This is a genomic window from Streptomyces torulosus (assembly GCF_001419765.1).
Lineage (GTDB): Bacteria > Actinomycetota > Actinomycetes > Streptomycetales > Streptomycetaceae > Streptomyces > Streptomyces torulosus.
Genome location: NZ_LIRK01000438.1, coordinates 1 through 22148 on the forward strand (window position 1 = coordinate 1; position 22148 = coordinate 22148).

Annotated in this window: 23 protein-coding genes; 15 read left to right on the top strand and 8 right to left on the bottom strand. The window is 70.7% G+C overall.

Going from position 1 to position 22148, the window contains the following annotated elements; translation table 11 throughout:
- Positions 1–162: 162 nt before the first annotated feature.
- Both AOK23_RS28185 and AOK23_RS28190 read right to left on the bottom strand, forming a co-directional pair.
- Positions 163–930: a GntR family transcriptional regulator gene (locus AOK23_RS28185; RefSeq protein ID WP_055715429.1), complete on the bottom strand. Its 768-nt coding sequence runs from the start codon at positions 928–930 to the stop codon at positions 163–165.
- A 1-nt stretch (position 931) separates the two neighbouring features.
- Positions 932–1477 carry a GntR family transcriptional regulator gene (locus AOK23_RS28190; protein WP_055715430.1) on the bottom strand — a complete coding sequence of 182 codons (546 nt, stop codon included), beginning with the start codon at positions 1475–1477 and terminating at the stop codon, positions 932–934.
- A 789-nt stretch (positions 1478–2266) separates the two neighbouring features.
- Between AOK23_RS28190 and AOK23_RS28195 the strand changes: the two genes are divergently transcribed.
- From AOK23_RS28195 to AOK23_RS28255, 13 genes are all read left to right on the top strand, one after another.
- On the top strand, positions 2267–2533 hold the full coding sequence (locus AOK23_RS28195) for a DUF6284 family protein (protein WP_055715431.1): 267 nt from the start codon (positions 2267–2269) through the stop codon (positions 2531–2533).
- Positions 2533–2814: a DUF6303 family protein gene (locus AOK23_RS28200; RefSeq protein ID WP_055715432.1), complete on the top strand. Its 282-nt coding sequence runs from the start codon at positions 2533–2535 to the stop codon at positions 2812–2814. The genes AOK23_RS28195 and AOK23_RS28200 overlap by 1 nt, the downstream gene beginning before the upstream one ends.
- Entirely contained in the window at positions 2811–3818 is a 1008-nt protein-coding gene (locus tag AOK23_RS28205; protein WP_055715447.1) for a hypothetical protein, read from the top strand. Before AOK23_RS28200 ends, AOK23_RS28205 begins: the two co-directional genes overlap by 4 nt.
- Complete coding sequence (locus tag AOK23_RS28210) at positions 3818–4159, top strand: RRQRL motif-containing zinc-binding protein (protein ID WP_055715433.1); 342 nt, start codon at positions 3818–3820, stop codon at positions 4157–4159. Before AOK23_RS28205 ends, AOK23_RS28210 begins: the two co-directional genes overlap by 1 nt.
- 78 nt (positions 4160–4237) lie before the next feature.
- Positions 4238–5830, top strand: coding sequence for a hypothetical protein (locus AOK23_RS28215; RefSeq protein ID WP_055715434.1), 1593 nt, complete (start codon positions 4238–4240; stop codon positions 5828–5830).
- 1 nt (position 5831) lies between these two features.
- A complete protein-coding gene (locus tag AOK23_RS28220) occupies positions 5832–7964 on the top strand; it encodes a hypothetical protein (RefSeq protein WP_055715435.1) in 2133 nt (710 codons plus the stop codon).
- Between the two features lie 233 nt (positions 7965–8197).
- On the top strand, positions 8198–8506 hold the full coding sequence (locus tag AOK23_RS28225) for a hypothetical protein (RefSeq protein ID WP_055715436.1): 309 nt from the start codon (positions 8198–8200) through the stop codon (positions 8504–8506).
- Between the two features lie 22 nt (positions 8507–8528).
- The gene (locus AOK23_RS28230; RefSeq protein ID WP_055715437.1) at positions 8529–8813 is read left to right on the top strand and encodes a hypothetical protein; all 285 of its coding nucleotides are present in this window, start codon (positions 8529–8531) and stop codon (positions 8811–8813) included.
- Positions 8814–8901: 88 nt separating this feature from the next.
- Complete coding sequence (locus AOK23_RS28235; RefSeq protein ID WP_240496600.1) at positions 8902–9249, top strand: hypothetical protein; 348 nt, start codon at positions 8902–8904, stop codon at positions 9247–9249.
- The gene (locus AOK23_RS28240) at positions 9246–10085 is read left to right on the top strand and encodes a bifunctional DNA primase/polymerase (RefSeq protein ID WP_055715449.1); all 840 of its coding nucleotides are present in this window, start codon (positions 9246–9248) and stop codon (positions 10083–10085) included. The genes AOK23_RS28235 and AOK23_RS28240 overlap by 4 nt, the downstream gene beginning before the upstream one ends.
- Before the next feature lie 2 nt (positions 10086–10087).
- Positions 10088–11563: a hypothetical protein gene (locus tag AOK23_RS28245; RefSeq protein ID WP_055715450.1), complete on the top strand. Its 1476-nt coding sequence runs from the start codon at positions 10088–10090 to the stop codon at positions 11561–11563.
- Between the two features lie 459 nt (positions 11564–12022).
- Positions 12023–12265, top strand: coding sequence for a helix-turn-helix domain-containing protein (locus tag AOK23_RS28250; RefSeq protein ID WP_055715438.1), 243 nt, complete (start codon positions 12023–12025; stop codon positions 12263–12265).
- An 83-nt stretch (positions 12266–12348) separates the two neighbouring features.
- Positions 12349–13590, top strand: coding sequence for a tyrosine-type recombinase/integrase (locus AOK23_RS28255; protein WP_055715439.1), 1242 nt, complete (start codon positions 12349–12351; stop codon positions 13588–13590).
- A 102-nt stretch (positions 13591–13692) separates the two neighbouring features.
- Here the strand turns inward: AOK23_RS28255 and glnA are convergent, their stop codons facing one another.
- Positions 13693–15102, bottom strand: a complete 1410-nt coding sequence (glnA, locus tag AOK23_RS28260; protein ID WP_055514748.1) for a type I glutamate--ammonia ligase — start codon at positions 15100–15102, stop codon at positions 13693–13695.
- Positions 15103–15299: 197 nt separating this feature from the next.
- Between glnA and AOK23_RS28265 the strand changes: the two genes are divergently transcribed.
- Positions 15300–15767 carry an RDD family protein gene (locus AOK23_RS28265; protein ID WP_055715440.1) on the top strand — a complete coding sequence of 156 codons (468 nt, stop codon included), beginning with the start codon at positions 15300–15302 and terminating at the stop codon, positions 15765–15767.
- Between the two features lie 103 nt (positions 15768–15870).
- On the opposite strand, the gene AOK23_RS28270 is transcribed toward AOK23_RS28265, so the two are convergent.
- The 4 genes from AOK23_RS28270 to lipB form a co-directional block, all read right to left on the bottom strand.
- Positions 15871–16569 (bottom strand): DUF4191 domain-containing protein, encoded by a 699-nt coding sequence (locus AOK23_RS28270; RefSeq protein WP_055715441.1) that lies wholly within the window; start codon positions 16567–16569, stop codon positions 15871–15873.
- A 296-nt stretch (positions 16570–16865) separates the two neighbouring features.
- Positions 16866–17069, bottom strand: coding sequence for an SCO2195 family GlnR-regulated protein (locus AOK23_RS28275; RefSeq protein WP_055715442.1), 204 nt, complete (start codon positions 17067–17069; stop codon positions 16866–16868).
- A gap of 347 nt (positions 17070–17416) precedes the next feature.
- On the bottom strand, positions 17417–18382 hold the full coding sequence (lipA, locus tag AOK23_RS28280) for a lipoyl synthase (RefSeq protein ID WP_055715443.1): 966 nt from the start codon (positions 18380–18382) through the stop codon (positions 17417–17419).
- Positions 18383–18514: 132 nt separating this feature from the next.
- Positions 18515–19306, bottom strand: coding sequence for a lipoyl(octanoyl) transferase LipB (gene lipB / locus AOK23_RS28285; protein ID WP_055715444.1), 792 nt, complete (start codon positions 19304–19306; stop codon positions 18515–18517).
- A 332-nt stretch (positions 19307–19638) separates the two neighbouring features.
- Between lipB and AOK23_RS28290 the strand changes: the two genes are divergently transcribed.
- Positions 19639–21078, top strand: a complete 1440-nt coding sequence (locus tag AOK23_RS28290; protein WP_055715445.1) for an NsdA family TPR-like regulatory protein — start codon at positions 19639–19641, stop codon at positions 21076–21078.
- Positions 21079–21153: 75 nt separating this feature from the next.
- On the opposite strand, the gene AOK23_RS28295 is transcribed toward AOK23_RS28290, so the two are convergent.
- Positions 21154–22148: FAD-dependent oxidoreductase (locus tag AOK23_RS28295; protein ID WP_055715446.1), on the bottom strand; the 995-nt coding region annotated here is incomplete at its 5' end.

Consider the following 22148-nt stretch of genomic DNA (forward strand, 5'->3'; position numbering starts at 1 on the left):
TACGGGGTTCAAGGCCCGCGCCGTGCGCGGGCCTTGAACCCCGTAGAGAAGGTTGTAACTCAGTAGCTAGCGCCAGGGAAGACGGGTGGCTTTCGTGTCCTCCGACCTGGCGTTCTCCTGACAGCCTCCCTACTTGGGGGGCACCTCGGGAAATGATTTAGGTCAGACGAACTCGTACTGAAGCTCATAGAGATGCCCTGCCTTGACCATCACCGTAGCCTCGATCGGACGTTCGCCGTCGCTGTAGACCACGCGGAACGTACGAAGCACGGGTAGGTCGCTGGGCAATTGCAGCGCCTGGTATTGCTCCTGGGTAGGCACACGGGCCGACACCCGGTCTACGGTGTGGCGCGGCGGGTACCCCATCTCAGCGAGCAGGGCGGGGGTTCCGCCGCGAATCTTCCGCTTCTCGGTCATCACTGTCCCCTGGGCAAGCTCGACAGGGTAGTAGGACTTCACCAGTTCAACCGGCACGTCGTCGTATGAGAGGACTTGACTCCTCATGACGGCCGTTCCCCCCTCGCTCAACCCGAGCGCTGCGGCTACGTCCGCCGGCGGCTGCACTTCCGCGACCTCCAACAGTTCGATGCTTCCGCGCTTGCCCCTCCTGCTGGCCACGGTGAGCCACGAGTACTCCTCGCCAGGAGGCGCCGGCTGCCCGGTGTCGGCTGGCCGGATGGTCTCCTGTCGGTGCTCCCGAACCGTGACGCTCGCCCCGGCACGGCCGATGACGAGTCGTTCATCTTTCAGGACCTGGAGGGCCTTCTGCACGGTCGCGTTGGAGGCCTCGAACCGATCCTTGAGCTTCTGCGTTGACGGGAGACTGGCTTCGGGCTGGAGGTCGCCCGACATGATCTCGTCGCGCAGGTCGGCTGCGATGCGCTCGTGGAGGGGGCGCCGGTCGTATGCGTCTTGCTCTGCCTTGGGCACGTCAGATCCTCGGTTCGAATTCGTAGCGAAGGCGCTGCCCGCTCGCGGGGAAGACGGACGTGTCAACCTGGAAGGGCCGACTGTCAGCGTCCAGAGTCACCCGGGTCATGCACAGAACGGGTTCGGCGTCGGTGAGGACGAGCACCTGCCGTTCTGCCGCGGTAGGCATCCGCGCTGACACTTCCTCGCGGACGCGGTGGGCGGTGTAGCCCAATTCGGCAAGGAGCGTGACCGCGCCACCTCGAATCTTGGCGGTCCCTTCCAGTGGCGTGCCGCGGGCGACGTTCACCGGATAGTAGGTATCGGTCAGCTCAGTCGGCTGGTCATCCAAGTAGATGACCCGCTGTCGCACCACTACGTCAGCTCCGTCACCGATCGAGAGAAGTGCCGCCACCTCCGAGGGCGCGGGCACCTGGCCAGCCCGGACGATGCGCTGACTGCCGACACCGCCCTTCGCTGCGGCTTCGTCCTGCCACGCATCACCCTGACCCTTCGCCCTGGGTACCACGTACGGCACCGAGCTACTGCCCCAATCGCTGCTGCTCACTTGGTCCCCATCTCAGTCTGTGCGACCGCCAACCTCACCGCTTTACACAGTAAGCGATACAGCTCCCGGCAACCTTGCTGCCTTTCGCGAATAGCGATACGGTCAGTCTATCGCCACCGCGGAAGCGGAAGCGATACGGAGGGGCCTTCTTTGGGCTGCTCCAACCACGCTCGGCGGGTCCCGTTGCGACGGGAGTCCCTTTGACCAGGGGTTACCGCGCTCGTCGGGGAGTGGCAGTGCCTTGAGAACTCAACAGAGTGTCGAATCGACGGGGTGTGAGTCCCCGTCCCCGTGGCGACCGGGTGACGTTCGCCGGCGGCCACTTCCTGCGTGCCAGCTCTGGAGAACGCTCCTCGGGATCATCCCTTCCTCACGGGAGGTCAGCCCTGGGGGCGCCACCTGGTACGCGCCGCCCTGCTGGCGTCAGAGCAGTGACGATGACGCGCCCGATTCCCCCGGCTCGGGGCCGGTCTGCCGTCGCAACGGCAGACCGGCGAAAGCCGTGTCCCTGCGATCTGCGGGAGGTCGGTGTGAGCCGACGACATATCCAGCGCCGCCGGTACGGACCGGCCGACGGCGCCACGCGGTAGCTCGGTCCGCTCTGGTTCACGGCGCTTCGGGCGCCGTGGCCGGCTGCCTCTCCCGCCCGTCCGACCGCGCTTCACGTGCTGGTCGTACGGACGGGAGCGCGGGGAGCCGGAACGTCCGACTTCACACGGTGCGCGGCCCCGGTGCTGGAACACCGGGGCCGCTGTTCGGGCCGTACCACCCTGAGAGGAACCACGACCCATGAAGCACATCGGTGCTGTTCAGGCGGTTGTTACCGCCGCCGACGACTTCGACCGCGAACCGACGCTCGCGGAGCTGGACGCCATCGCCGTCGAGACGCCGCTGATCGACGCGGAGGTCGAGTTGCTGGACGTCCGCATCAGCCTGCTCGACCGCACCCCCACCGACGTGGACCACCAGCGCATCCGCCGGGCCCGCCGCAAGGTGCTGGCCGCGCGCCGGACGCTGGCGAACCAGGGCGGCGCCGTCTCGCCGGCGGTGGCCTGATGGAGGCTCTGTTCACGGCGCAGATGTCCGTGCGCAGGGGCCGGTGGCGCCTGTACGTGGTGCTGATGAACACCACCGAGCGGTGGCCGGAGTACGAGTTCGGCCCGACGGTGCCTACGTTCACGGACCGCGTGAACGCGCTCACCGCGCTCGGGTTCGAGCCGCTCCCGGATGCCCAGTGGGAGTGGACCGAGGACACCGAGACCCACGCCGACCCGTCCTCCCCGGTCATCCTGATCGCCGCGATCGGGGTGCGCTCATGGACGGGGGCGAGCGCGTGAACAGCGTTCAGATCCGTTCAGCCGAGCGCGCTCTGTCGGTCGGAACGTGGCTGATCGTGGCCGGCGCGATGCTGTACTCGATCCTCACCGTCACCCCCCTCGCCGCCGCCCACACCCCCGACAAATGGGACTGGACGGCCCCGATCCTCCCCCTCGTGGTGGACGCGGCGGTGGTGATCGTGGTGCGGCTCGATGCGGTGCTGGCCCGTCTCGGCGGGCACGGCGGGCGGTGGCCGGTGGTGCTGCGGTGGATGACCGGCTGCATGACCCTCGCCCTGAACGTCGCCGACTCCGCTCTGAAGAACGACCTGGTCGGCGTGGCCGTGCACGCGGTCGCGCCGCTGCTGCTGATCGTCACTGCGGAGACCGGGCTCGCCTACCGGAGGGCCATCAGCGCAGCCGTCGCTGAGCTGGAAGACAGGCAGCGCACGGAACGGGAGGCCCGTGAGCGGGCGGCCGAGGAACGGCGTGAGACCGCTGTACGGCGGGCCCGTGAGGAACGCGAGCACGCCGCCGCGATGGCCCGTGAACAGCGTGAGCATGAAGCCCGGTTGGTCCGTGAACAGGCCGAGCGGGAAGAGCGGGCCCGCCGCGAGGAACGCGAGCAGCAGGCCGCCCGCGAGCAGGCTGAGCGGGAGGCTCGTGAACGTGCTGAACGCGAGCGTGAACAGCAGCGGGCCGAGCGTGAACGCCGTGAACGCGAGGAGACCGAGCGCCGTGCCCGTGAGGCTGCCGAGCGTGAGGCCCGTGAACACGCCGCCCGTGTCGAGCGGGTGGCGCGTGAACGCCGTGAACACGCCGCGCTGCTGGACGGCCCGCCCGTGAACACCAAGCTGCCCGAGGACCACGCCCGGCGGATCATCGCCGCCGCGGTGGCCGAGGGTGTGGCGGTGCGGCGCGCGGCGGATCTGTGCGGCTGGTCGGTCGGCTGGGTCTCCGCCCGCTACGCCGAACTGCGCGACCCCGGCGCGGGCGGGGCTGAACTGTCGATCGCGACCGGCTGATGGGCTCCATACCGGTCTACGTCTGGCGGCTCGCCCCGGACGGGTTGGCCACCCGCCGTCAGCTCCGCGCCAAGGGGCTGCGGCCCGGTGGTCAGGACGTGGTGGCGCAGATCGAACGCCCCCGCCACCGCCGCCCGCCGCTGGTCGCCTACCTCTACGAGATCGACCGGGCCAAGCCCGTGCGGCCCATGACGCCGGCGAAGTGGGCGGCGCTCGGCAAGGCCAACGCCGCCCGCCGCACCTGCCCTCAGTGCCGTACCGACGCCGGCTACGTCATCCCCGCCGAGCTGGGGGTGTGCGTGCCGTGCGCGTTCCCCGACGACGAACAGCGCGCCGCCTGAATCCCCCGTTCAACAGGCCCGGCCAATCGCCTCCTACAGCACCGGCCGGGCCCTACTCCCCAAAGGAGTGCTCTCAGCATGACGGAACTCAGCACCGAGCCGGTAGCCGTTCAGGCTGTTCCGGCCGCACCGCCCCCGCCGCCGCCCGACACCCCGCCCGCCGTGGCGCCGGTGGTGAAGGAGGTGGAGCATACGCCCGGCGGCTGGCCCATCGTCCCGCTCGCCCTGTCCACCGCGAACAGCACCGTGGGCACGGTCGCCGCTGCTTCGCTGGTGGGCGGGCCGGTCGCGGCGGCTGTCGCGGCGACCGGGATGGTGGTGCTCGGCACCTTCGCCGCCGCCCGCTCCCGCAAGCCCGACCCCCGCCGCGAAGCCCGCCGGACTGCTGCCCGCGCCGCCGGCCGCTCCGCTGCCCGCAAGGCCGGCCTGCACACCAGCGGCACCGGCACCCGTGGCAGCGGGGGCCGTTCGACCGGCTCTCGTGCGGGTGGTTCCGGTGGCCGGTCGGGCAAGACTCCCGGCCACAACCGCCGCACCACCGGCACCGCCACCGGTCACACCGGTACAGCGGCCGGCCGGAAGCCCGGCAGCAAGACCAGCAACAGCCCCGCCAAGCGCGCGGCCGGCGGCGCGGGGAAAGCCGCAGGCAAGGCTGGCCAGGTCAAGGCGCTGCGGGACAGGCAGAAGGCTGCGGCTGGTTCGCGTGCCGGGCAGCGGACACAAACCACCGCTGCTCGGCGCGCGGTCGCCGACGCCCGCCGCAACACCAAAGCCACTGCCGGCACAGCCCGTTCGGGGAAGCGGCCGGGGCTGGCCGGGCGGCTGATGGGCGGTGCCGCCTGGAAGGCACGGGCCGCGAGGGACGCCACTGTCGCCAAGTCCCGTGCCCGGCGGGACGTGAAGACCGGCGCCACGATCGCCGCGCAGCGCGCCGGCGTCCGTAAGGCCCCAGCCCGCAAGGCCGCCCGGCGGGTACTGCGCCGGTCCGCCGCCCGCTTCCACGGCCGCCGCCTGCTCGCCGCGCTGCTCGCCCTCCCGGTCGGGCTGCTGGGCTGCCTGACCACCCCGATCGGCCGCAAGTTCGATATCCCGTGGCTGATGTACCCCGGCCGCCGCCTCTACCGGCGGATGGCCCAAACAGCAGCCGAGCAGCGCGCCGAGCGGGACGAAGCCACCCGCCAGCAGCAGCGCGAGCAGGAAGCCGCCGCTGATGCCGAGGCCGCCGAGGACGGCACCGGCGGGATCGCCGACCAGGTCGAGCGGCCGGCCGCGAATGTTCCGACCCCTGCAACATCCCAGGTCAGTGAAGGAGAGAACGTGTCGATCAACACCGGTTTCAAGTTCGAGGACCACGCCATGGACATGTGTGCCGCTGCCAACACGTACGAGCCGGACGGCTGCATGGAGATCCTGGCCATGGTCGAGGGACTGCCGACCGCGCTGACGTTCGTGGCCGACGTGATGAAGATCCTCGCGGAGCGTTCCGACTCGGAGTTCCCCCTGGAGAAGGAAGTCGCGGACGGCTTCAACGACATCTTCGGCGCCGTCATGAGCGCCGTCGCGGTCGCAGAGGACATGGGCCCGCTGTTCCGGCAGGCCCACGCGCAGGACATCGCCCGTCACGAGGACCCCCGCAACGGCAGCGAGGCTGAGAAGGGCTGGAACGTCTGAGATGAGCACCACCACCGCCACGACTAAGAAGCAGCACGTCAGCAGTGGTCCGGTGCTGGACTGGGCGGCCGGTCACGGACCCGTGACCGGCGCCCTGTCCGCCACCACCGGCGCCTTCGCCGTCGCCACCACCGGCGCCGCCACCGCCATGCCCCCCGGCTGGGCCCTGGCCGTCGGCGCCGCCGGCGCCCTCGGTCACACCGTCGCCGGCCTGCGGGTACGCAACGCCGGCCGCACCCTGGCCACCCGCGCCGCCTCCTGGCTCGTCGGAGCAGGCTGGACCACCTGGGCCATGACCCACGGCCCGCTCACCTGGGCCGCCCTCGGCTCCCTCGCCACCATCGGCGTCGGCATCGGCGCCGCGGCACGCTCGTCCGCGCTGTTCGAGGAGGCCCGCGAAGAGGAGGCACTCGCGGCGGAGCAGCGGCAGATCGCCGCGGAGTTGTCCGCGGAGCGCCGGGCGATCGCCGCGGAATGGGCCGACCGCATCCAGCGGGTGTGCTCGGTCACCGTGCGGGTGCTGGGGGTGGAGATGTGGGAGACCGGCGCCGGGTTCTCCATCGATGCCGAACTCCCGCCCGGCGGCGCCACCTGGAACAAGATCGCCGCAGAGTCGCCGCGGCTGTCCGCGGATGCCCGTCTGCCGCACGGCTGCACCGCCACCGCCTCCCCCGGCATCCACCAGGGCCGCGTCATCATCGACGTGACCACCGTCAACGTCCTCGAAGAAAAGCGCGACTATCCGGCCGACTACAGCCCGCTCTCGATCCACACCGGCATTCCGTGGGGCTACCGCACCAACGCGGAACAGATCCGGGCCTACCTGCGCGAGCAGTGCGCGCTGATCGTCGGTCCGACCGGGTCGGGCAAGACGAACATGGTCCACGGCATCCTCGCGGGGTTCGCCCGCGCTGAGGACATGCTCACGTGGGTGATCGACCTGAACGCCGGTTCGGCCGGCCTGCCCTGGGTGCTGCCTGCACTGAACGGGGAGATCACCCGCGAGGACGGCAAGCCCGTACGCCCGGGCGTGGACTGGCTCGCCGGCACCTACGACGAAGCCATGACCATGCTCGATGCGGCCGTGAACGTGGCCAAACAGCGCAAGATGGGCTACCAGGCACTGCTGTCCCAGGCCAACACCGACCTGCTGCCGATCAGTCCGCGGATTCCGCAGATCATGCTCGTCGTCGACGAGGGCGCGGAGATCCTGGCCAGCCCCGACCGGCAGATCCGCAAGCTCGGGGAGAAGATCCTCGAAGTGATCCGGATCGCCCGAGCCATGGGCGTGCGCACCGTCATCACCGCGCTCGGGGCCACCGGCAGTGTCCTGAACAACCTGATGATCCGGCGCGAGGCAAAGGTGCGCGTCGCTCTCACCGGCGGTGAGACCGAGGGCATGGACCTGTCCAAGATGTTCCCCGGCTCTCGCGGGCTGCGCGTGGAGCAGGCCCCGCACAAGGGCGCCGGGTTCATGAGCACGCCCGAGTCGCCGGCCGCGCTGTTCAAGGGGTGGCGGATCCGCCCGAACCAGATCCGGGAGATCACCGCCGCCACCTCCGACCGCCATCCCGTGCTCGATGACGTGTCCGCCAAGGCCGCCGGGCCCGCCTACGCCCGACGCTGGGACACCGGCCGCACCGCATGGATGCGCGACCAGGCCGACCCCGCCGCCGGCACTGCCGCCGACGGGGTGTCCACGGCGGCCGGGGGTGGGTTGAACCTGTCCGCGCTGCGGAGCGAGCCGATGCCGTCCGGATCGGAGGAGGACGAACTCGCCCGCCGCTTCCGCGAGCAGATCGACGCCGAATTCGGCACCACTCGCGACCCGCACACCCCCGGCACCACCCCGCCGCCCGCCGCGGGCGGGCTGAACCTGTCCGCGCTGCGCGGCGAGCAGGACAGCCCCGCACAGCGCGCCGCGCTCGCCGCCCTGCTCGCCGCCGGCCCCGAAGGCACCGGAGCATCCGCGATCGCCCGCGCGCTCGCCGACGAGCACGGCACAACCCGTCAGACAGTCGTCGGCTGGCTCAAAGACTGGGTCACCGACGGCACCGCGGTCCGTGTCGGAGAGGGCACCAAAGCCCGCTACGTCCACCACCGGCACGCCCGCGAACAGCCCCCGCACGACTGATCACTTGTCGCTTGTCGCCCCGCCCGCACACATGTCGCCTCCCGCCCCCCTGAGGGCTGGAAACGGCTTGTGACCTGGGAGGCGACAAGCGACAAGACAAGCGACAAGACAAGCAAGGCGACAAGCCGCACGACAAGAGAGACGACAAGCAACGCGACAAGCACCGCATCCATCCGCACGGGCCCGCGCCACCATTCGGCGCGGGCCCGCGGCACACCCCGAGGGAGCCTGAAATGAGCCAGCACACTTCGCCCGGCCAGATGGCCCCGCACATCCCCGCCGACGACTGGCACCGCGCCCAGGCCACCGGACAACCGGTCGTCATCGTCGTCCCGACCACCACCCCGCCCGGCGTCCCGTGGCGGCGCCTGCTCATCCCGTTCGCGATTGCCGGCGCGACGGTCGCGGGCGGCTGGGGACTGGTCGCCGCGCTCTGCTTCCTGCTGGACGCCGCCGCCCACACCGTCACCGTCATCGCAGGTGCCGCCGGGCCCATCGGGATCGGCGGCATCACCCTCAAGCTCGCCCGCGGCAAGCACTGACCCGCAAAGGGAGATCACTGTGATGCGACTACGTGTTCAGCGCACCGCGCTGCCCCGCAACGCACTCATCCTCACCGACACCCCCCGTCCGGACTGCCTCGACTGCGACGGCGTGGGCGGCACCGAGCACGACTACGGCGACCACACCGGCGAATACGCCGGCACCGAATGGGAGCCCTGCCCCTGCTGGACCGAATGGCGCATGGTCCTGATGCCCCTACCGCACCGGCCCCGGTGGCTGCGCCGTCGCGGCAACGGCCGTGACCCGTGGGGCCCGCACGGCTACAGCGACGAACCGCCCTTCTAGCTACGCCAAGGGCGACCCCCGCATCTCGCCAAAGAACCGGGGTCGCCCTTGCTCGCCAGCACCTTTCAAGGAACTGGAGACAATCAGCATGACCGACCACACCAGTATTCCGCGAGTGCCGGACGGCACCGAGCGGGTGACCATGGTCCGCACCGAACCCCTCCCCGACGGCAGCTCCGTCCTGGTCCTGATCACCCCCGGACCGCCCATGGTCCTGATCGAACACCGCATGTTCCTCGACCAGTACCTGACCCGCGCCCTGCTGCACACCCTCGACCGCGACCTCGACGGCATCCCGGACCCCGGCCCCACCCCCGAGACCGCCGCCCTCCAGCACGCGTTGGACACCGGCGACCAGGAAGCCTTCAACGCCGCCATGGACAACTACAGCTCCCGCCTCCTCAGCCTGTGGACGAACGGGGGCACCACCGCGTGAGCGAGCACCTGCGTACCGCCCTCGATCTGGCCGCGTCGCGGATCCCCGTGCTGCCGCTGCGGGTGGGCAAGGTCCCGTTCGGCAACTGCCGCCGCTGCCAGGACAACGTCTGCGGCGGACGGCCGAACATGAAGAACCCCGGACCGTGCGTCTGCCCCGGGCCCTGCCACGGCTGGGCCGCCGCGACCACCGACCCGGACGTCGTCAACTCCGGCATCTGGCGCTGGGCATGGCTGCGGGCGAGCGCGGTCGCCTATCACCCCGGCGGGGCGGGGCTGACGGTCGTGGACCTGGACAACGCCGACGCGATCATCTGGGCCCGCGAGAACCTGCCCGCCACACAGAGCGTGCCCACCACCCGGGGTGAGCACTGGCTCTACCTCGGCCGGATGCAGTCCGCGAACGCCGTCCGGCCCGGCGTGGACATCAAGTCCACCATGGCCTACGCCCGCTGGCTCGGCTTCGGTACCGGCACCATGGCCGACCTGCCGGACGCCGTGCGCGCGCTGACCGTGGACAAGCCCGCCACGGTCCGGCCGGCGCCGCCCACCGTCACCGTGCCCGTGCTGGCCGGGGGCGGACAGTGCCCTCACCGCACGCCCGCCTACCTCGACCGGGGGATCGCGATGGCGGAGCAGCGCATCACCGCGGCTTCCAGCGCGGTGCACGCGACCGTCTACCGGACGTTCCTCGCCGTGCTGTCCACCCATGGCAGGTGCGGCTGCCTCACCGAGGCGCACACCGCGCGGCTGTTCACCGCCGCGCAGGCCAAGGGCGAATCGCTCCGGCACTGCACGGACGCGTGGGCGAACGCCCAAACCACGTTGGGACTGTGACCGTGTCCGACGACGAGAAGAGCCCCGCCCGGCAGGTCATCACCGACTACGCCCAGTCCCACTTCCGGTACTTCCGCACCGTGGACGGGACCGTGTACGCGCAGCGCACCGGCCACCCCGTGGCCCGCCCGATCCGCTCCCAGGGCACGACCGGCAGCCACCGCCAGGAACTCATGGTCGGCCTCTTCCGCGACGGGGTCGGCGTCTTCAACGGAACCGCCCTCAAGGAGGCGTTGGACTTGATCGAGGCACTCGCACTCACCGAGCAGGTACAGCCCACTCACATCCGCGTGGCCCCCGGATTCGACGGCGCCACCTGGCTCGACCTCGGCCGCGACGACGGCCGGTCCGTCCGCATCCACCCCACCGGTTGGGACATCCGCGTCCCCGACCCCGAGGAGGTGTGCTGGCGGCGCACCCAGCTCACCGGGGAACTCCCCCTGCCCGCCAAGGACACCAACGGCAAGGGCATCGACCTGCTGATGCGGCTGTGCAACTTCGCCGACGCCAAGACCGAGGCCCTGGCCATCGCGTGGCTCATCGGCTGCCTGGAGCCGTCCGTGCCCGTCCCGGCCCCGTTCCTGACCGGCCCTCAGGGCGCCGGCAAGTCGACCGGCGGGCGGATGCTCGTGCGGATCATCGAGGGCATGACCGGCGACCTGCGCAGGGCGCCCAAGGACGAAGAGAACATGATCACGGCGGTCGCGGCGGGGTGGATCACCGCCCTGGACAACCTCTCTCACCTGCCCCCGGACCTGTCCGACCTCATGTGCTGCGTCATCACCGGGGCCGAGAGCATCAAGCGCGCGCTGTTCACCGACGGCGACGTCGTCCGCTCCCGCTACCGCCGCCCGATGCTGCTGACCGGCATCGACGTCGGCGTCATCCGCCCCGACCTTGCCGAACGGCTCCTCACCCTGCGCCTGGAACGTCCCCGAGTGCGGCGCACCGAAGCGGAGCTGTGGGCGGAGTACGCCGAGATCCTGCCCGTCGTCCTCGGTTCCCTGCTCGACCTGACCGTCAAGGTCCGCGCGGTACAGGCCGAGACCCCGACCGATCTGCGCATGGCCGACTTCGCCCACCTGTGCGCCCAGCTCGACACCGCCACCGGCTTCGGGACGTTGGAGGCATACCGGGCCAGCCTGGACGACCTCAACGACGACGTGATCGAGGGCGACCTGCTGGCGCAGACGGTCCTCAAGCACGCCGCCGAACTCACCCCGGGCGCGGAAGAGCGGATGACGTCGGCGGAGTGGCTGCACGCCCTGACCGCCCTCTACAGCGGCGAGGAATGCCGCCCCCTGCCCAAGGGATGGCCCACCACCGGCAAGGTTCTCTCTGACCGGCTGCGGCGCATCCAACCCACCCTGGCCGCGCGGGGCGTCCTCGTCGACTGGGGCCGCACCAGCGCCGCCCGCTACATCGAACTCAGCCGCCAGGCCCCGCCCCCGCCGCCCGAGCAGCAGACCGCGTTCTGACCGCACGCCCGGACAGGCAAGAGGAGCACGCCGCGCCCGGGGGTGCTCCTCTTGCTGTTCGGCGGCGACAGCCGCCCTGCGCAGGTCGCGCCGCGAAGCGGCCCGTTCTTCAAGCCCTGAGCGGTGACGTAAGACCACAGACACCACCCCTTTCTCTTTCCCAAGTAGGGAAGATCTGCGTCACTGCGTCATCACGGGTTAGAGAGACGGCCACTGACCTGCGGCAACAGGGGGTGACGCAGACGGTGCATCCCGCGTCATCCCGCGTCATCAGCGTCACCCCGTGACGATCGCCCGTGTCATCGGTGACGCAGGGCCCACCCTGCTGCGTCACCGGAAACCGCACGTCAGAAGCCTGATTGACGCAGGTGACGCAATGACGCAGAAATCCCCGCTTCGGACAACACAGACCACCGCGCCCCCGAAACAGGATCCCCGCCCGCGCACGGAGGACATGCCATGAGCACCGCACGTGAACAGCCGGACCCGCGCGCCACGCTCCGCGGCGGGTTGCCGGACCGCTACCTCACCTCCGACGACATCGCCGTGATCTTCGAGGTACCGAAAGAGACCGTCTACCAGTGGCGCCGGAAGCGCATGGGACCGCCCGGATTCCGCATCGGCAAGTACATCCGCTACGACCCTGTCGACGTGCTCGCCCATGTCGCCGAACGCAAGCGCTCCGACCCAAACGCCGCCTAGTAGACCGACACCCCACCGCAGACAGCAGGGAGAGCCGCTACCCAGCGGCTCTCCCTGCTGCGTGTTGAGAGGACCGCCGCCACATGGCAGGCCACATCCAAGACCGCTGGTTCAAGACCGCGACCAATCCCGACGGCAAGACCGCCCGCGTCAAGAGCGACCGCCACGGCAGCGGCCTGCGCTACCGCGCCAGGTACATCGGCCCCGACGGCACCGAGAAGTCCAAAAGCTTCCCCGACGGCAAGAAGCGACTTGCCGAGAAGTGGCTGAGCGCCATCGAGACGGACATGACGCGCGGACAATACGTCGACCCGTCGGCTGGCAAGGTGACGTTCAAAGACTTCGCCACGGCGTGGCTGGCGTCTCAGACCACGGACCCTTCCACCATCGTGAACATGGAGTTGCGGTTCCGGCTGCACGCATTTCCGTACATCGGTTCCCGCTCCATGACCGCATTCCAGCCCACCCATATCCGCACGTGGGCCCGAGCACTCATGGACTCCGGAATGGCAGCGTCCTACCAGCGGACCGTGTTCGCAAACGTCTCTGCTGTGTTCGGCGCGGCTGTGGACGACGGCATCATCTCCCGTAATCCCTGCCGCGCGGGTTCCGTTCGTGCACCCAAGCTCGATCCTCGGAAAATCAAGCCGTGGTCGCATGATCGAGTGGTGGCTGTTCGCGGCGGGCTCCCGGAGCAGTACGCAACAACAGTGGACCTCGGTGCCGGGTGCGGCCTGCGACAGGGCGAGATCTTCGGGCTGGCCGTCGATGAAGTCGACTTCGACGGGGGAGCGCTGCACATCGCGCGCCAGGTCAAGCTGGTCGGTCCGCAGATGGTGTTCGCCCCGCCCAAGGGCGGCAAGCTGCGCGACGTGCCGCTGCCCGAGGTGGTGTCGGATGCTCTCGCCACGCACGTCACCCGTCGACCCCCTATCGACGTCACTCTGCCGTGGAAGACCCCGGACGGCCCGCCGGTCACAGCAAAATTGCTGTTCTACTCGCGAGAGCGTAAGGCACTGAACAGGAACTACTTCAACATGTACCTGTGGAAGCCCGCCCTGATCGCTGGCGGCGTCATCCCGGAGCGGGCGCCGGGGGAGCGGTTCAAACCGTCGCGTGAGCACGGCATGCACGCCTTGCGGCACTACTACGCGTCGGTCCTGCTGGACTCGGGAGAGAACATCAAGGCCCTGGCCGAGTACCTCGGTCACTCCGACCCAGGGTTCACGCTGCGGACGTACACACACCTCATGCCGAACAGCAGGGACCGGGCGCGCCGGGCCATCGACTCAGCGTTCGGCAAGGGAGTGTCTCCCGGACCCTGAGCGCAAAAGGCCGTCGGCCGTGCCCTTCCACGCAGGAAGAGCACGGCCGACGGCCCACAGAGGGCCCAGGGAAGCGGAAACCCGCTCTGACCTGGGGCGATATCACACGTCGAAGTACAGCTCGAACTCGTGCGGGTGCGGACGCAGCTGGAGCGGCGCGATCTCGTTGGCGCGCTTGTAGTCGATCCACGTCTCGATCAGGTCCGGCGTGAAGACGTCGCCCTGGAGGAGGAACTCGTGGTCGCGCTCGAGGGAGTCGAGGACGGCCGGGAGGGAGGTCGGGACCTGCGGGACGCCCGCGTGCTCCTCGGGGGCGAGCTCGTAGAGGTCCTTGTCGATCGGCTCGGCCGGCTCGATCTTGTTCTTGATGCCGTCGAGGCCCGCGAGCAGCAGGGCCGAGAAGGCCAGGTACGGGTTGCCGGAGGAGTCGGGCGCGCGGAACTCGACACGCTTGGCCTTCGGGTTCGAACCCGTGATCGGGATACGCATGGCCGCGGAGCGGTTGCGCTGCGAGTACACCAGGTTGACCGGGGCCTCGAAGCCCGGCACCAGACGGTGGTACGAGTTCACCGTCGGGTTGGTGAAGGCCAGCAGCGACGGGGCGTGCTTGAGGATGCCGCCGATGTAGTAGCGGGCGGTGTCCGACAGGCCCGCGTAACCGGCCTCGTCGTAGAAGAGCGGGGAACCGCCCGACCACAGCGACTGGTGGACGTGCATGCCCGAGCCGTTGTCACCGAAGATCGGCTTCGGCATGAAGGTCGCGGTCTTGCCGTTGCGCCAGGCCACGTTCTTCACGATGTACTTGAAGAGCTGGAGGTCGTCGGCCGCGGCGAGCAGCGTGTTGAACTTGTAGTTGATCTCGGCCTGGCCGGCGGTGCCCACCTCGTGGTGCTGGCGCTCGACCTGGAGACCGGACTTGGCCAGCTCCAGCGAGATCTCCGCACGCAGGTCGGCGAAGTGGTCGACCGGCGGGGTCGGGAAGTAACCGCCCTTGTAGCGGACCTTGTAACCGCGGTTGTCCTCCAGCGCACCGGTGTTCCAGGCGCCCGCCTCGGAGTCGATGTGGTAGAAGGACTCGTTCTCCGAGGTCTTGAAGCGCACGCTGTCGAACACGTAGAACTCGGCCTCGGGGCCGAAGTACGCGGTGTCGGCGATGCCGGTGGACGCGAGGTACGCCTCGGCCTTCTTCGCCACGTTGCGCGGGTCACGGGAGTACTGCTCGCCCGTGATCGGGTCGTGGATGAAGAAGTTGACGTTGACCGTCTTGTCGCGGCGGAACGGGTCGACGCGCGCGGTGGACAGGTCGGCGCGGAGCGCCATGTCGGACTCGTGGATGGCCTGGAAGCCGCGGATCGAGGAGCCGTCGAAGGCCAGCTCCTCGGCCGGGTCGAAGGCCTCGGCCGGGATCGTGAAGTGCTGCATCACGCCCGGCAGGTCGCAGAAGCGGACGTCGATGAACTTGACGTCCTCGTCCGCGATGAACTTCTTGGCCTCGTCGGCGTTCTGGAACATCCAGCTCCTCCTACTCCCGACCATCCCGCCGGGGTGGTAGTTCGTTCGTGCGGCCAGTGCGGTGGCACACGCTGCTCTCGACCCTAGGGACGGGTGATTTCTCGTACGTGACCCATTTGTTTCGCACAAGTTAACCGGACATCCCGTACGTGACCCCACCTGTCCGAATGGCAGAACAGGCGCAGTACGGTGTTCGGGTGGACAAGAGGCAAGCAATCGGATCGTGGCTCTCCGGCCCCCGCGCGGCCGCCGAGGACGCGGGTGTCGACTTCGGATACCGGGGTGAGCAGCTCGGTCTGCCGGAGCAGGGGCCGGGCTCCATCGCCCGCCCGGGCCGCCGTCTCGGAGCGCTGGCCGTCGACTGGGGGCTGTGCCTCTTGATCGCATACGGCCTGATCACCGACGGCTACGACCAGGCCACCAGCAACTGGGCCCTGCTCATCTTCTTCCTGCTCCACGCCCTCACCCTGGGCACGGTGGGCTTCACCCCCGGCAAGCGCCTCCTCGGCCTCCGGGTGATCGCCCAGGACACCGGCACGGTGAACCCCTGGCGCGCCCTCGTCCGCAGCGTCCTGCTCTGCCTCGCCATCCCCGCCCTCGTCTGGGACCGCGACGGCCGCGGCCTCCACGACCGCCTGGCGCGGACGGTGGAGGTGCGGATCTAGCACCGCCGCGCACGAGAACGCCCGCTACGCACGAGAAGGGGGCGCCCGGAGTTTCCGGGCGCCCCCTTCGTCGTACGAGGAGAGTGGTGTCAGCCGGGGGAGGTCAGCGCATCTTCCCGCCGCGCGGCATGCGCATGCCCTTGGGCATCGGGCCCTTGGGGAGGGGCATGTTGCTCATCAGGTCGCCCATGGCGCGGAGCCGGTCGTTGGTGGCGGTCACCTGGGGGCCGGACAGGACGCGGGGCAGCTTCAGCATGGTCGTGCGGAGCTTCTTCAGCTCGACCTGGCCCTCGCCGGTGCCCACGATCAGGTCGTGCACCGGCACGTCCACCACGATCCGGGCCATCTTCTTCTTCTCGGCGGCCAGCAGGCTCTTCACCCGGTTCGGGTTGCCCTCGGCGACCAGGACGATGCCGGCCTTGCCGACGGCCCGGTGGACCACGTCCTGGTTGCGGTTCATCGCGACCGCCGGGGTGGTCGTCCAGCCTCGGCCCACGTTGTCCAGCACCGCCGCGGCGGCACCCGGCTGGCCCTCCATCTGCCCGAACGCGGCCCGCTCGGCCCGCCGTCCGAAGACGATCGCCGTCGCGAGGAAGGCGAGCAGGAGGCCCAGGATGCCGAGATAGATGGGGTGGCCGATCAAGAAACCGATCGCGAGGAAGACACCGAAGGTGATGATTCCGACAGCCGCGAGTACAAGACCGATCTTCTTGTCGGCCCTGCGGGTCATCTTGTACGTCAGAGCGATCTGCTTGAGTCGCCCGGGGTTCGCAGCGTCCGCTGCGGGTTCCTTCCTCGCCATGGCACGAAGTCTACGTGTCCGGGGAAGCGAGGACGACGGCGGTGCCGGTGGGGTCCGGTGACCGGCGACGACGCGGGGGGAGCGGCGCCGGGCGGCGGCGGGTGCCTCGGTGGTGCGGGGTCGTGCCTGAGCGGCCACGGTGTGGCCTCGACGGCCACGGTGCGGCACCTGAGCGGCGGTCGCTGTGCGGCGCCTGAGCGGTCGCGGTGCGGATCGCGGTCGAGCCTTCGGGCGGTCGGCTCGTACCCCGCTCACGGGGCCGTGGGTGGCCGGGGTGGTGCGTCAGCCGTGGTGCGTCACGAGGTGCGCGAGGAGACGGCGGCCTCGAGGACGCGCTCGGTCTCGACGCGGTCCTTGGCGCGGCGTCGGTCCTCCAGGACGGAGGTCCAGGCGTTGCGGCGGGCGGTGCGCTGGCCGCTGCTGAGGAGCAGCGACTCGACGGCACGGAGTGCATCGGTGAACGACGGGATCGCCGTGGCGCGGACGGGTGCGGCCTGCATGATGAGGTCCCCCCTAGGGATCGGGTGAGCGGGCTGGGTCTGTACCGGGCGTGAAACCAGGGTCACTGATTGGTGTTACCAGGGCGTGACCGACCGGTCAAACGCCCATGAAGCCTGGATTGGCGGCACTCAAACGTCGACGCGGCCCTGACAGTGCCCCCATCTGGGAGAACGGTCAGGGCCGCGGGCTATTGGCCATTACTGGCCAGTAGGTTCTTGTGCTCAGATTCACACGTTTGCCTGGCACTCCGTGCCACTCGACTGGCCGTACGGCGTGTCGGCGCATCGCCGCCGGGGGACGGCCTCCGGGGGCTCGGAGCCGAGCCCTCGGGGCCGCGGGGGGACGGTCAGACGGCCTGCGACGCGACGTAGGCGCCGCGCTTCTCGACCGCCATCTGGTACAGCCGGCCGGCGCGGTACGAGGAGCGGACCAGCGGGCCGGACATCACACCGGAGAAGCCGATCTCCTCGGCCTCCTCCTTCAGCTCCACGAACTCGTGCGGCTTGACCCAGCGCTCCACCGGGTGGTGCCGGACGCTCGGCCGCAGGTACTGGGTGATGGTCACCAGCTCGCAGCCCGCGTCGTGCAGCTGCTTGAGCGCCTCGCTGATCTCCTCGCGGGTCTCGCCCATGCCGAGGATCAGGTTGGACTTGGTGACCAGGCCGTAGTCGCGGGCCTCGGTGATGACCTTCAGGGAGCGCTCGTAGCGGAAGCCGGGGCGGATGCGCTTGAAGATGCGGGGGACGGTCTCGACGTTGTGCGCGAAGACCTCGGGGCGGGAGGCGAAGACCTCCTGGAGCAGCTCCGGTACGGCGTTGAAGTCCGGGGCGAGCAGCTCGACCTTGGTGTGGCCGCCCTCGCGGCCGGCGGTCTGCTGGTGGATCTGGCGGACCGTCTCCGCGTACAGCCAGGCGCCGCCGTCGGGGAGGTCGTCGCGGGCGACGCCGGTGATGGTGGCGTAGTTCAGGTCCATGGTGACCACGGACTCGCCGACGCGGCGGGGCTCGTCACGGTCGAGCGCCTCGGGCTTGCCGGTGTCGATCTGGCAGAAGTCGCAGCGGCGGGTGCACTGGTCGCCGCCGATGAGGAAGGTCGCCTCGCGGTCCTCCCAGCACTCGTAGATGTTGGGACAGCCGGCTTCCTGGCAGACCGTGTGCAGGCCCTCGCTCTTCACGAGCTTCTGCATCGCGGTGTACTCGGGACCCATTTTCGCCCGGGTCTTGATCCACTCGGGCTTGCGCTCGATGGGGGTCTGGCTGTTGCGGACCTCCAGGCGCAGCATCTTGCGTCCGTCGGGTGAGACTGCGGACACATCGGCTCCCTGTAGCTTCGATTCTTCGGCGCACCCCAGGGTACGCCCGTGCTGTTGTCGCTCCCCGAGGTGGGCAACCTTCGGCTCTCGGGCCGCATTCCCCGGGCGGCGGGCCCCCGGCCCGCCGGGACCTCACGCCGAGGCGCGTTCCACGACCCTCGGCCGGAGGTCCGCGTTCTCCAGTACGTCGCGCAGGTGCCTCTCGGCGACGGGGAGGACCTCGGCGATCGTGATGTCGCGGCCCAGCTCCGTCGCGAGGGACGCGACGCCCGCGTCGCGGATCCCGCAGGGGATGATCCGGTCGAACCAGCGGTTGTCGGGGTTCACGTTCAGAGCGAAGCCGTGCATCGTCACGCCCTTCGCCACCCGGATCCCGATCGCCGCGATCTTGCGGTCCTCGCGCCGCTGCCCCGCGTTGGAGGGTGCGTACTCGGGACCGTTCAGCCGGGGGTCGAACTCGTCGTCGTGCATCCGGGGGTCGAGGTCCAGGGAGAGGCCGCCGAGCCTCTGCTCGACGGGGTCGCCCAGCACCCACACCCCGCTGCGGCCCTCCACCCGCGTCGTCTCCACGCCGAACTCGGCGCACGTGCGGATCAGGGCCTCCTCCAGGCGGCGCACATGGGCCACGACGTCCACCGGGCGCGGCAGCTTCTGGATCGGGTACCCGACGAGCTGGCCCGGCCCGTGCCAGGTGATCTTGCCGCCGCGGTCCACGTCGATGACGGGCGTGCCGTCCAAGGGGCGCTCGTTGTCGGCCGTGCGCCGGCCGGCCGTGTAGACGGGCGGGTGCTCCAGGAGCAGCACGGTGTCGGGGACCTCGTCGACGAAGCGCGCCGCGTGCACCCGGCGCTGCTCGTCCCAGGCCTCCTGGTACTCGACGGCCTCCGTGCCGAACCCCATGCGGACGAACCGCAACCCACTCACGGCAAGCGCCTCCCTCGGCGGTACGGCCGTGCGGCGGTACCGCGATAGCTCTGTCAGGCGCGTGACGCGCCCACGCCACTGTACGACCGTAGGACCGCGCGATGTTCGACGGCCGTCCCACCGGCGCACGGCAGCGACCGCCGGCGTACGCCGCGCCCCCGCCCCGTCAGCCATGCGGTCAATCCTCACACGATCGGATGAACCGACGCGGAAGTGTGCGATCGGGTGTTCACTCTCCGCTACATTCACGCCGTTCACAAGGCCGCAAAGGCTTCTCACCAGGCAATCCGGGCACCGCGCCGACACCCGGAAGGCAGGAGACCGCACCGCAGATGACGGAACGACCCGCGCAGCGCACCCCCAACCGCCAGCTCGCCGCCCTCATCGCAGAAGCGGGGTTCTCCAACGCGGGACTAGCGCGTCGTGTGGACCAGCTCGGTCTCGAGCACGGCCTCGATCTCAGATACGACAAGACGTCGGTCACCCGCTGGCTGCGAGGCCAGCAGCCGAGGGGCACCACGCCCGCGCTCATCGCCGAGGTGTTCACCCGCCGCCTCGGCCGCAGGCTCACCGCACAGGACCTCGGTCTCGACGCCTGCGCCCCCGTGTACGCGGGGCTGGAGTTCGCCGCGACCCCCGAGGAGGCCATCGACATCGTCAGCGGTCTGTGGCGCAAGGACTCCGGCAGCCACGCCGAACTGCGGAAGATCGCCTTCACTCCGGCCGGACTCGTCGTCCCCAGCCGGGACTGGCTGATCGGCCGCGCCGACGACCGGGTGGGCCGGGGCGACCCGGCCGCCACCCGCGTCCCCCCGCAGGGCCGCCCGGCCGTCCCCCGGCAGCGCAGCCAGACCGAGCGCGGCCCCGGCCAGAAGGTCACCTCCGGGGACATCGCCGCCCTGCGCTCGGTCGGCGAACTCTTCCGCGCCCTCGACAACGCCTACGGCGGCGGCCACGCCCGCCAGGCCCTCGTGCGCTATCTGGAGCACGAGGCCGAGCCGATGCTGCGTGGCGCCTACGGCGAACAGGTCGGCCGACGGCTCTTCGCGGCCGCCGCCGACCTCACCCGGCTCGCCGGCTGGACCTCGTACGACATCGGCGCCCACGGGCTCGCCCAGCGGTACTTCGTGCAGGCGCTGCGCCTGGCGCAGGCGGCGGGCGACCGGGCGTACGGGGCGTACGTCCTCATCACGATGAGCCGTCAGGCGGTCTACCTGGGGCACGGACGGGAGGCCGTGCAGCTCGCGCGCGTCGCCCAGCAGGGCGTCGGGTCCGCCGTGCCGCCGGTCGTGCAGTCGCTGCTGCACGCCGTCGAGGCCCGCGGGCACGCGGTCCTCGGTGAGGTACGGGCCTCCACGGCCGCGCTGGTCCGCGCCGAACGGGCCCTGGAGGCCGCCCGCCCCGGCGACGAGGTCCCCTACTGGGCGCGCTTCTTCGACGAGGCCCAGCTCGCCGACGAGTTCGGGCACAGCCACCGCGACCTCCAGCAGTACCGCGCCGCCGCCCAGCACGCGGAGCGGTCGCTGCAGCTGAGGGCGCCCGCCTTCGCCCGCAGCCGCCTGTTCTGCCGGGTGGTGCTCGCCTCCGCCCGCCTCGGGCTCGGCGAGCTGGACCAGGCCTGCCAGTTGGGCGCGGAGGCCGCCGGGCAGGCCGCGGAGATGCGCTCGGTGCGCGCCGTGGAGTACATCCGCGACTTCGAGCGCCGTCTGGAGCCGTACCGGGACGCCGCCCCGGTGAGGGGCTACCGGGACAAGGTGGCCGCCCTGGGATAGGGGGTGCGCGGCGGCCGTGTGCCGCACGCTCAGGGGCGCCCGGAGACCATCCGGGCGCCCCTCGCCGTGCCTCGGTCAGGCGGCCGTCTCGAGGGCCTCCTCCATGGGGGTCGGGTGGGCGTCCAGGTCCGTGAGGACGGCGTGGGCGGCCCGGCGGGCCGAGTGCAGGGCGCCCTGGACGGTGCTGGTGTCGCGGTGGTCTCCGCAGACGTACAGACCGGCCAGCAGCCGCACCGGGCGCCGCAGGTCGTGCGGCGCGGGCATCGCGGGCACGGCCTCGGGCTCGTGATGGACCGCCAGCAGCTCCCACCGGGCCGTGGACGTGCGGTACAGCCGGGCCAGTTGGGCGCGGACCGTGGCGTCCAGATGGGCCGCGTCCGGCGGCGTGCCGAGCACCGTGGAGGTGATGAGGGCGCGGCCCGCCGGGGCCCGGGTCGGGTCGACCTGGCTGATGACCGCCGTGTGCGAGACGGGCCCGCCGCGGTCCGCGTCGAGGAGCAGCGCTCCCTCGCCGGGCGGGAGTTCGTCGGTGGCGTGGTGCAGCACGGTCACCGGGTGGAAGTCCGGTACGCGCAGCCCCGGCAGCAGCTCGGCCGCGGACCGGGCGTCCGTGGCCAGGACCACGGCGCGGCAGGGGAGTTCACCGTGGTCGGCCGTCGTCACCGAGGTCGTGCTGATCGCGGTGGCCCTGACCCCGGTACGGACGGTGCCCGGCGGCAGGGCCGCGGCGAGCAGTTCCGGGAGGGTGTCGGCGCCGCCCTCCGGCAGGCACAACCGGCCCGTCGCGAAGGCGTGCAGGGCCAGATCGGCACAGCGGCTGGAGGTCCGCAGGGCCGGGTCCGCGAGCAGGGCGGCCAGCAGGGGCCGTACGAAACCGTCGATCGTCCGGGGCGGGAAGCCGCGGGTCGCGAGGGCCTCGGCGATCGGGAGCTCCGCGCGGGTGGCGAGCCGTTCGGGAGCGGTCGCGGCGAGCCGGGCCAGCGCCATGGCCAGCCGGGACTGGTCGGCCGGGGCGCCCAGCCGGCCCGGCCGGACACCCGCCGGCCGGCCCTGGAGGCGGCCCTGCGCGC

Coding starts and splice junctions, on each gene's coding strand:
- AOK23_RS28200 (WP_055715432.1), top strand. CDS start 2,533: ATGGAGGCTCTGTTCACGGCGCAGATGTCCGTGCGCAGGGGCCGGTGG.
- glnA (WP_055514748.1), bottom strand. CDS start 15,102: ATGTTCCAGAACGCCGACGAGGCCAAGAAGTTCATCGCGGACGAGGAC.
- AOK23_RS28215 (WP_055715434.1), top strand. CDS start 4,238: ATGACGGAACTCAGCACCGAGCCGGTAGCCGTTCAGGCTGTTCCGGCC.
- AOK23_RS28220 (WP_055715435.1), top strand. CDS start 5,832: ATGAGCACCACCACCGCCACGACTAAGAAGCAGCACGTCAGCAGTGGT.
- AOK23_RS28225 (WP_055715436.1), top strand. CDS start 8,198: ATGAGCCAGCACACTTCGCCCGGCCAGATGGCCCCGCACATCCCCGCC.
- AOK23_RS28195 (WP_055715431.1), top strand. CDS start 2,267: ATGAAGCACATCGGTGCTGTTCAGGCGGTTGTTACCGCCGCCGACGAC.
- AOK23_RS28250 (WP_055715438.1), top strand. CDS start 12,023: ATGAGCACCGCACGTGAACAGCCGGACCCGCGCGCCACGCTCCGCGGC.
- AOK23_RS28235 (WP_240496600.1), top strand. CDS start 8,902: ATGACCGACCACACCAGTATTCCGCGAGTGCCGGACGGCACCGAGCGG.
- AOK23_RS28230 (WP_055715437.1), top strand. CDS start 8,529: ATGCGACTACGTGTTCAGCGCACCGCGCTGCCCCGCAACGCACTCATC.
- AOK23_RS28290 (WP_055715445.1), top strand. CDS start 19,639: ATGACGGAACGACCCGCGCAGCGCACCCCCAACCGCCAGCTCGCCGCC.
- AOK23_RS28275 (WP_055715442.1), bottom strand. CDS start 17,069: ATGCAGGCCGCACCCGTCCGCGCCACGGCGATCCCGTCGTTCACCGAT.
- AOK23_RS28210 (WP_055715433.1), top strand. CDS start 3,818: ATGGGCTCCATACCGGTCTACGTCTGGCGGCTCGCCCCGGACGGGTTG.
- AOK23_RS28270 (WP_055715441.1), bottom strand. CDS start 16,569: ATGGCGAGGAAGGAACCCGCAGCGGACGCTGCGAACCCCGGGCGACTC.
- AOK23_RS28255 (WP_055715439.1), top strand. CDS start 12,349: ATGGCAGGCCACATCCAAGACCGCTGGTTCAAGACCGCGACCAATCCC.